Raw genomic sequence first — 7865 nt, forward strand, 5'->3', positions numbered from 1 at the left:
TTAATTGAATTTATTCCATCTCGACCTTCGTTTGAATTTAAACGAAGGATTTTTTTTAAGATACAATGGTAAAATAAGAGATTAAATAAACTATTGACTGGTCAGTTGAGATTTTATAAAGGAGTTGTTAGAAGTTGATATATCGTAAAGCAAATATCGATGATATTGAAAAATTAGTTGAGTTAAGAAAAAACCAATTAGTTGATGAGGGGATAGAACCGAATATAGATATTGATACGGACCTATCTGTTTTCTTTAAAAATAAACTAAGCGATGGTACTTTAATACAATGGCTAGTGGAAGATAATGAAGAAATAATAGCTTGTGGTGCAGTAATTTTTTATGAATTTCCACCTAGTTATACCAATAAGACTGGAAAAAAAGCATATTTCGCAAATATGTATACGAATAAAAATTATCGTGGGCAAGGAATCGCAACAAAGCTGTTAACTAAATTAGTTGATGAAGTTAAGAATTCAGGTATTTCGAAAATTTGGCTTGGAGCATCAAAAATGGGTAGACCAGTGTATAAGAAGTTTGGTTTTATAGAAACTGATGAATTTTTAGAATTAAATTTTATTTAATATTTTGTGAAAGATAACACTTAAACTCCCTCAGTTTAATACGATTTTCTCCCGAATACTCGCTATCGTGTGCGTATAGAAAACAAATCGGACCGCAACATTTTAGACATATATAAAATGTTGTGGTCCTTTAAAAATCAAATGTTACACTTACCTAACCTAAAGATAAATATGACTAATATGTAATGCCCTTTTATTTATCTATCTTTTTTTTATATAATTTATAGTCAAATAGTATTTTTAATATATTTATTTTTTTGAAAATTTACAAAGTTATCTTGACACGATATTTTTCAGTCCATATAATAATGGATGAGGACGGTGGGAATTTCGTTTTACTGTCGTTAATTAAGTAAGCGATTACATACGGTGAAAAAGAGTGGTCCCTTTACATCATTTTATTTAAAACCAGACAGACATTGGACACTTCGTAAGGAATATTCGTAAGTCGAACCCCTTTATTGAAGATTGATGTCTTGTCCGGTTTTTTTATAACCCAATCAATTTAAAAATATAGAAAGGAAGGGATCATGAAGGAAAAATAATAGGGTAAAAGGTATAAAATATTAAACTTATATTCCGATAGTAAAGGCGGGAAGTGGATGGCAATTATTAAAGAGGTAAAAGAGGAATTTCATAATAGTGAAGAAATCACCATTAAACGTAATCTAAAAGCACGTCACATGACGATGATTGCGATTGGCGGATCCATCGGGACTGGTCTCTTTTTGGCGACAGGTGCCTCTATACATACTGCGGGACCGGGTGGTGCACTGCTGGCGTATGGATTAATTGGAATTATGGTATATTTTTTAATGACAAGCCTTGGGGAAATGGCTACCCACATGCCGGTTTCCGGATCCTTTGCGACGTATGCCGGCCGATTTGTGGATCCAGCATTGGGCTTTGCACTTGGGTGGAATTATTGGTTTAACTGGGCAGTAACCGTTGCAGTTGAAATCGCCGCATCCGCTATTATAATGAAATTTTGGCTTCCGGATGTTCCAAGCATCGTGTGGAGCGTACTGTTTTTAGGACTTATGTTTTTATTAAATGCCTTATCCGTTAAAAGTTACGGTGAGTCAGAATATTGGTTTGCATTAATTAAAGTAATTACGATTATCGTTTTTATTGGCGTCGGCTTACTGACTATTTTCGGTATTTTTGGCGGCGAGTCTCTTGGGTTTAAAAACTTTACGATCGGAGATGCCCCCGTACATGGCGGCTTTATGTCAATATTAAGTATCTTCTTCATCGCCGGTTTTTCGTTCCAAGGAACGGAACTAGTCGGGATTGCCGCGGGGGAAAGTGAAAATCCTAGTAAAAACGTACCAAGAGCCATCCGACAAGTATTTTGGCGTATTCTATTATTCTATATTGGCGCCATTGCCGTTATTGGTCTCGTCATTCCATTTACAAGCCCTCAGCTATTAGGCGGAGATGTTGATAGCATAGCGGTGAGTCCGTTTACTCTCGTATTTGAGAAAGCAGGTATTGCCTTTACCGCTTCAGTCATGAATGCTGTTATTTTAACGTCCGTTTTATCCTGTGGATCTTCTGGATTATATGCCGCAACACGGATGCTTTGGTCGATGGCAAAGGATGGCCAGGCACCAAAATTTTTGCAAAATGTAAACAAGCGCGGTATTCCAATGAATGCCCTTGTTTTAACGACTATTATCGGGGCTTTGGCCTTTTTAACGTCGATTTTTGGGGATCAAGTGTACACTTGGTTATTAAATGCTTCCGGCTTAACCGGGTTTATTGCTTGGCTCGGTATTGCGATTAGCCACTACCGTTTTAGAAAAGCCTATATTGCACAGGGAAGAGACCTAAATCAACTTAAGTATAGAGCGAAATGGTTCCCATTAGGTCCGCTGCTGGCACTGGCGATGTGTATCATTATTATTCTTGGCCAAAACTATCAAGCCTTTACGGCAGATAAAATTGATTGGTACGGTGCAGCCGTCTCTTATATTGGATTACCAATCTTTTTAGTCGTATGGTTTGGATATAAAATTGCGCATAAAACAAAGGTAATCCCGCTTAAAGAATGTTCGTTTGAAGAAGAGCATTATTAAATAGAAGAAAACCGGATCCGGTTAGAAAAAATGTCCTTCCAGAGTTTTGCTGGAAGGACATTTTTTTGGCTTTCAAGCGGATTTTGTCTCTCCAGGAAAATCCGGTTTTTTGCGTTCATTTTTATTGGTTTTGCAAGGCTTATGATCGTGAAAATTAACCTTGTTTTCGCTTTCAGACACCGATTAAAAAACAACCATATCATCAAGAAAATCATTCTATTGCCCGGTTTGTCAAAAGTGAGCTCACCTCTTTAAGGGAGCTTTTTTAATGAAAAATTTTCAATTGTTTTGAATTTTGTCGAAAAAAAGTATAAATTAATGTTTCGCATTTTTACTAAATGTAATATACTATATGTAAATAAGTATAACACATTTAAACAACTCCGTCAGAATAGTACCTATTTTTTGAGAGGAGGGCGGAAGTTATTAAACTGACAAAACGGCAGGATGAAATCTTGCAAATTGTGAAACAAAGCGGACCGATTACCGGAAAAGAAATTGCCGAGAAGCTATCGTTAACAAGGGCAGCACTAAGGCCAGACCTAGCCATTCTAACAATGTCCGGCAATTTGGATGCAAGACCCCGGGTTGGTTATTTTTATAATCAGGAATTAGAAGTAAAGCAGCATGCTGAAAAGTTTTTACATCAAAAGGTAAGTGATTTTAAAGCCCATCCGATTGTTGTCGAAAAATCAACCTCTGTTTACGACGCCATAGTTCAGCTTTTTTTAGAGGATGTCGGCACACTTTATGCGGTGGATGAAGATGGAAACTTAGCAGGGGTCATTTCTCGGAAGGATTTGCTTCGAACAGCGATCGGAAATCAAAACCTCAATGAGTTGCCAGTTAGTGTCATCATGACACGCATGCCGAACATCGTCACGATTCACCCGGAGGAAACCTTACTCGAAGCAGCAAAAAAGATGATTAATAATCATATTGATTCCTTACCTGTTGTGAAGGAAATGGAGGATGATACATATTTACTGGTAGGTCGGATCACGAAGACCACAATTACACGGGCATACCTTGAAATAATGGAACAAAAACTTGATTGAGGAGAGTGGCAGGAATTTTGGAGCAGAAAGAAGTGGTCTATGTTGTATCTGACTCAGTTGGTGAAACAGCTGAGCTTGTGGTCAAAGCGGTGGCAACACAATTTAATGGGGGTCATGTGGAAATCCGCCGCAATTCCTATGTGGAGGATTTTGAAGATATAGAGGATGTTATTTTATTAGCAAAAGAGGGTCAGTCCATCATCGCTTATACCATTGTTGTTCCTGCCTTAAAGGATTATTTGGATCAACGGGCTGCGGAAGAGGGGATTTATGCAGTCGATTTATTAAACCCTTTATTAAATGCATTTACCACCAGATTTAATAAAACTCCGCATCACCAGCCGGGGATGATGAGAAAATTGGACGAGGAGTATTTTCGGAAAATTGAGGCCATCGAGTTTGCGGTTAAATATGATGATGGACGTGATCCTCGGGGAATTACCAAGGCAGATATCGTGTTAACAGGCGTATCAAGAACATCCAAGACACCGCTTTCCATGTATTTAGCTCATAAACGCTTTAAAGTAGCGAATGTTCCATTGGTTCCAGAGGTTCCGCCGCCAGACGAATTATTCGAAATACCACGCCGTAATTGTATTGGCTTAATTATTTCTCCGGATAAATTAAATGAAATCCGGAAAGAACGCTTAAAAGCACTAGGACTTGGTTCGAAGGCCAGCTATGCGAGCTTTGAACGAATATTGGACGAACTAGAGCATGCGGAAAAAATTATGAAACGTGTAGGCTGCCCGATTATTGATGTTTCCAATAAGGCAGTAGAGGAAACAGCCGGTCTTATTTTAGATATTTTGAAAAAAGAGAGGAGCTTTTAATCGATGGAAAAATACGTATACCTGTTTCATGAGGGAAATGGCGATATGAAAGAATTGCTGGGAGGAAAAGGCGCAAATTTAGCGGAAATGACGCGAATTGGTCTTCCGGTTCCTTATGGATTTACGATTTCTACACAGGCTTGTAATGCATACTATGAATCTGGCAAAAAAATTCCTGCTTTAGTAGAGGCTCAGAGCTTAGAAGCGCTTAGCCGTTTGGAAGAAAAAATGGGAAAAAAATTGGGTGATCCGCAAAATCCATTACTCGTTTCTGTACGTTCCGGTTCTGTATTTTCGATGCCGGGAATGATGGATACGGTTTTAAACCTTGGTATGAATGATGAAACCGTTTTGGGTATGGCAAAGTTAACGAACAACCCTCGGTTTGCTTATGATTCGTACCGTCGTTTCATTCAAATGTTCAGCAATGTTGTGTTAGATATCGATACGTATTATTTCGAACAATTTTTAGAAGAAGTTCGTGAGCATAAAGGCTATACCTCTGACCCTGAAATGAGTGCAGAAGACTGGCAGGAAGTCATTGTCGGGTATAAAGCAATCGTCAAAAAGCATAAGAGAAAAGAGTTTCCGCAGGATCCAAAAGAGCAGCTTTTCTTAGCGATTAATGCCGTGTTCGATTCCTGGAATAATCAGCGTGCGATTGTCTACCGCCGCTTAAACAAAATCCCGGATCATTTAGGAACTGCTGTTAATATTCAAAGTATGGTGTTCGGAAATATGGGTAACGACTCGGGTACAGGGGTTGCGTTTACAAGAAATCCTTCAACTGGTGAACATGTTCTATACGGAGAATATCTAATCAATGCACAAGGTGAAGATGTTGTGGCTGGAATTCGTACACCGCAGCCAATTGCGACACTAAAGGACGAAATGCCGGAAGTTTACCAGCAATTCACTGAAACTTGTATTCGCTTGGAGCAGCATTACCAAGAAATGCAGGATATTGAGTTTACCGTTGAGCGCGGCAAACTATTTATCTTGCAAACTCGTAACGGAAAACGGACAGCGCAGGCAGCCATCCGCATTGCGGTTGAAATGGTGTCAGAAGGAATTATTGATAAAAAGACAGCGTTGCTTCGCGTGGATCCAGATCAGCTAAACCAATTGTTGCACCGCCGCATTGATGATAAATACCAACGTACATTGTTAGCAAAAGGCTTGCCGGCATCACCAGGTGCGGCAACAGGCCAGGTAGTTTTTGATGCAGATGAAGCTGAACAACTTGGCAATGAAGGTAAAAAAGTGATTCTTGTCCGTCCGGAAACGACACCGGATGATATTCACGGTATTGTTGCCTCTCAGGCGATTTTAACAAGCCGCGGCGGCATGACCAGCCACGCAGCCGTTGTGGCAAGGGGTATGGGGAAAGCTTGTATCTGCGGCTGTGAGCCATTGAAAATTGATTTAAAAGCGAAGCAATTTACAGTTGGTGAAACGGTAGTAAAATATCGTGAAACGATTACGATTGATGGCTCAACAGGTGAGATCATGCTGGGTGAAATTCCAATGATCGATCCTGAACTATCTGATGAATTCCAATTATTATTGGCATGGGCAGACCAAGAACGCAAAATCGGTGTGCGTGCGAATGCGGATAATCCAGAGGATGCTCGAAAAGCGTTTGACTTTGGTGCAGGAGGAATCGGATTGTGCCGGACTGAGCATATGTTCATGGATCTGAAGCGAATTCCAATTGTGCAAAAAATGATTTTGGCAGAGAACTACGCTGAGCGTATGGAAGCTCTTGATCAGTTATTACCAATGCAACAGGGCGATTTTGAAGGAATCTTTGAAGCTATGCAAGGGCATCCGGTTACGATTCGTTTACTTGACCCGCCATTACATGAATTTTTGCCGGATAAAGAAGAGCTTTTAGTGGAAGTAACGAAGCTGCAAATTTTAAATCCGGGATCAGCTGAGTTGAAGGGAAAAGAATTATTGCTTAAAAAGGTTCGCCAATTGGATGAGTTCAACCCAATGCTCGGCCACCGCGGCTGCCGTTTGGGGATGATTTATCCGGAAATCTACGAAATGCAGGCAAAAGCGATTTTCTATGCAGCGGCCAAGCTTGCTGACAAGGGAATGGAAGTAAAGCCTGAAATTATGATTCCGCTTGTCGGACATGTGAACGAATTGAAAGAAATGCGTCAATTGGTGGTTGATGCTGGGGTCCGTGTTCAAGAGGAAACTGGAAAACAATTTGATTACACAATCGGTACGATGATTGAGATTCCACGTGCGGCATTAACGGCAGATCAGATTGCAGAGGAAGCGGATTTCTTCTCATTTGGAACGAATGATTTAACGCAAACAACTTTTGGCTACAGCCGTGATGATGCAGAGGGTAAGTTCTTGCAGGCATATATTGAGCATAAGGTGCTTCCGGAGAATCCGTTTGCTGTGCTTGACCAGGACGGCGTGGGTAAATTGGTTGAAATGGGCGTGAAGCTTGGCCGTGGCACAAAGCCTTCCTTGAAAACAGGTATTTGTGGTGAACATGGCGGTGAAAAGAGCTCGATTGATTTTTGCTACAGAACTGGCTTGGATTATGTGAGCTGTTCACCGTACCGTGTGCCGCTAGCACGATTAGCTGCAGCACAAGCAACGATTCGTCATGAAAATAAAGAAGAGGTTTATACAACAGCATAAGGTTGTTGGATTAGGGCGGCTCCATTTTAGGGGGCCGTTCTTTTGTTTTTAAGGTTGGGGGTGTTTCATTGCTCCGGTTTAGCAGGTTTTTTCATAAAAGGGGAAAAGAAAGGGAGTTTCAATGCCCGCCTGAGCGGATTTTTTCATAAAAGGGGAAAAGAAGGGAGTTTCAATGCCCGCCTGAGCGGATTTTTTCATAAAAGGGGAAAAGAAAAGGAGTTTCATTGCCCGACTGAGCGGATTTTTCTGTAAAAGGAGAAAAGAAAGGGGGGTACATTGCCCGGTTGAGCGGATTTTTCTGTAAAAGGGGAAAAGAAAGGGGGTTACATTGCCCGCCTGAGCGGATTTTTTCATAAAAGGGGAAAAGAAAAGGAGTTTCAATGCCCGCCTGAGCGGATTTTTTCATAAAAGGGGAAAAGAAAGGGTGGTTCAATGCCCGCCTGAGCGGATTTTTTCATAAAAGGGGAAAAGAAAAGGAGTTTCAATGCCCGCCTGAGCAGGTTTTTTCATAAAAGGGGAAAAGAAAGGGAGTTTCATTACCCGGTTGAGCAGGTTTTTTCATAAAAGGGGAAAAGAAAAGGAGTTTCAATGCCCGCCTGAGCAGGTTTTTTCATAAAAGGGGAAAAGAAAGGGAGTTTC

General features: G+C 40.5%; 6 protein-coding genes. 5 read left to right on the forward strand and 1 reads right to left on the reverse strand.

Annotation, left to right across the window (positions count from 1 at the left end; all coding sequences use genetic code 11):
- Positions 1–134: 134 nt before the first annotated feature.
- The 5 genes from J2Y67_RS24105 (at position 135) to ppdK (ending at position 7226) form a co-directional block, all read left to right on the forward strand.
- Positions 135–584: a GNAT family N-acetyltransferase gene (locus J2Y67_RS24105; protein WP_310178072.1), complete on the forward strand. Its 450-nt coding sequence runs from the start codon at positions 135–137 to the stop codon at positions 582–584.
- A gap of 602 nt (positions 585–1186) precedes the next feature.
- Positions 1187–2665: an amino acid permease gene (locus J2Y67_RS24110; RefSeq protein ID WP_310178073.1), complete on the forward strand. Its 1479-nt coding sequence runs from the start codon at positions 1187–1189 to the stop codon at positions 2663–2665.
- 431 nt (positions 2666–3096) lie between these two features.
- Entirely contained in the window at positions 3097–3723 is a 627-nt protein-coding gene (locus J2Y67_RS24115) for a helix-turn-helix transcriptional regulator (RefSeq protein WP_310178085.1), read from the forward strand.
- Positions 3724–3740: 17 nt separating this feature from the next.
- Positions 3741–4556, forward strand: coding sequence for a pyruvate, water dikinase regulatory protein (locus J2Y67_RS24120; protein WP_310178087.1), 816 nt, complete (start codon positions 3741–3743; stop codon positions 4554–4556).
- Between the two features lie 3 nt (positions 4557–4559).
- Positions 4560–7226, forward strand: a complete 2667-nt coding sequence (gene ppdK / locus J2Y67_RS24125) for a pyruvate, phosphate dikinase (RefSeq protein ID WP_310178074.1) — start codon at positions 4560–4562, stop codon at positions 7224–7226.
- Positions 7227–7304: 78 nt separating this feature from the next.
- Here ppdK and J2Y67_RS24130 read toward each other — a convergent pair whose 3' ends face one another.
- The gene (locus J2Y67_RS24130) at positions 7305–7580 is read right to left on the reverse strand and encodes a hypothetical protein (protein WP_310178081.1); all 276 of its coding nucleotides are present in this window, start codon (positions 7578–7580) and stop codon (positions 7305–7307) included.
- Between the last annotated feature and the right edge of the window lie 285 nt (positions 7581–7865).

The sequence above is a fragment of the Neobacillus niacini genome (genome assembly GCF_031456445.1).
Lineage (GTDB): Bacteria > Bacillota > Bacilli > Bacillales > Cytobacillaceae > Neobacillus > Neobacillus niacini_I.

Excerpts from the sequence above, each read along its gene's own strand:
- ppdK (WP_310178074.1), top strand. The coding sequence starts at position 4,560 with ATGGAAAAATACGTATACCTGTTTCATGAGGGAAATGGCGATATGAAA.
- J2Y67_RS24130 (WP_310178081.1), bottom strand. The coding sequence starts at position 7,580 with ATGAAAAAATCCGCTCAGGCGGGCAATGTAACCCCCTTTCTTTTCCCC.
- J2Y67_RS24110 (WP_310178073.1), top strand. The coding sequence starts at position 1,187 with ATGGCAATTATTAAAGAGGTAAAAGAGGAATTTCATAATAGTGAAGAA.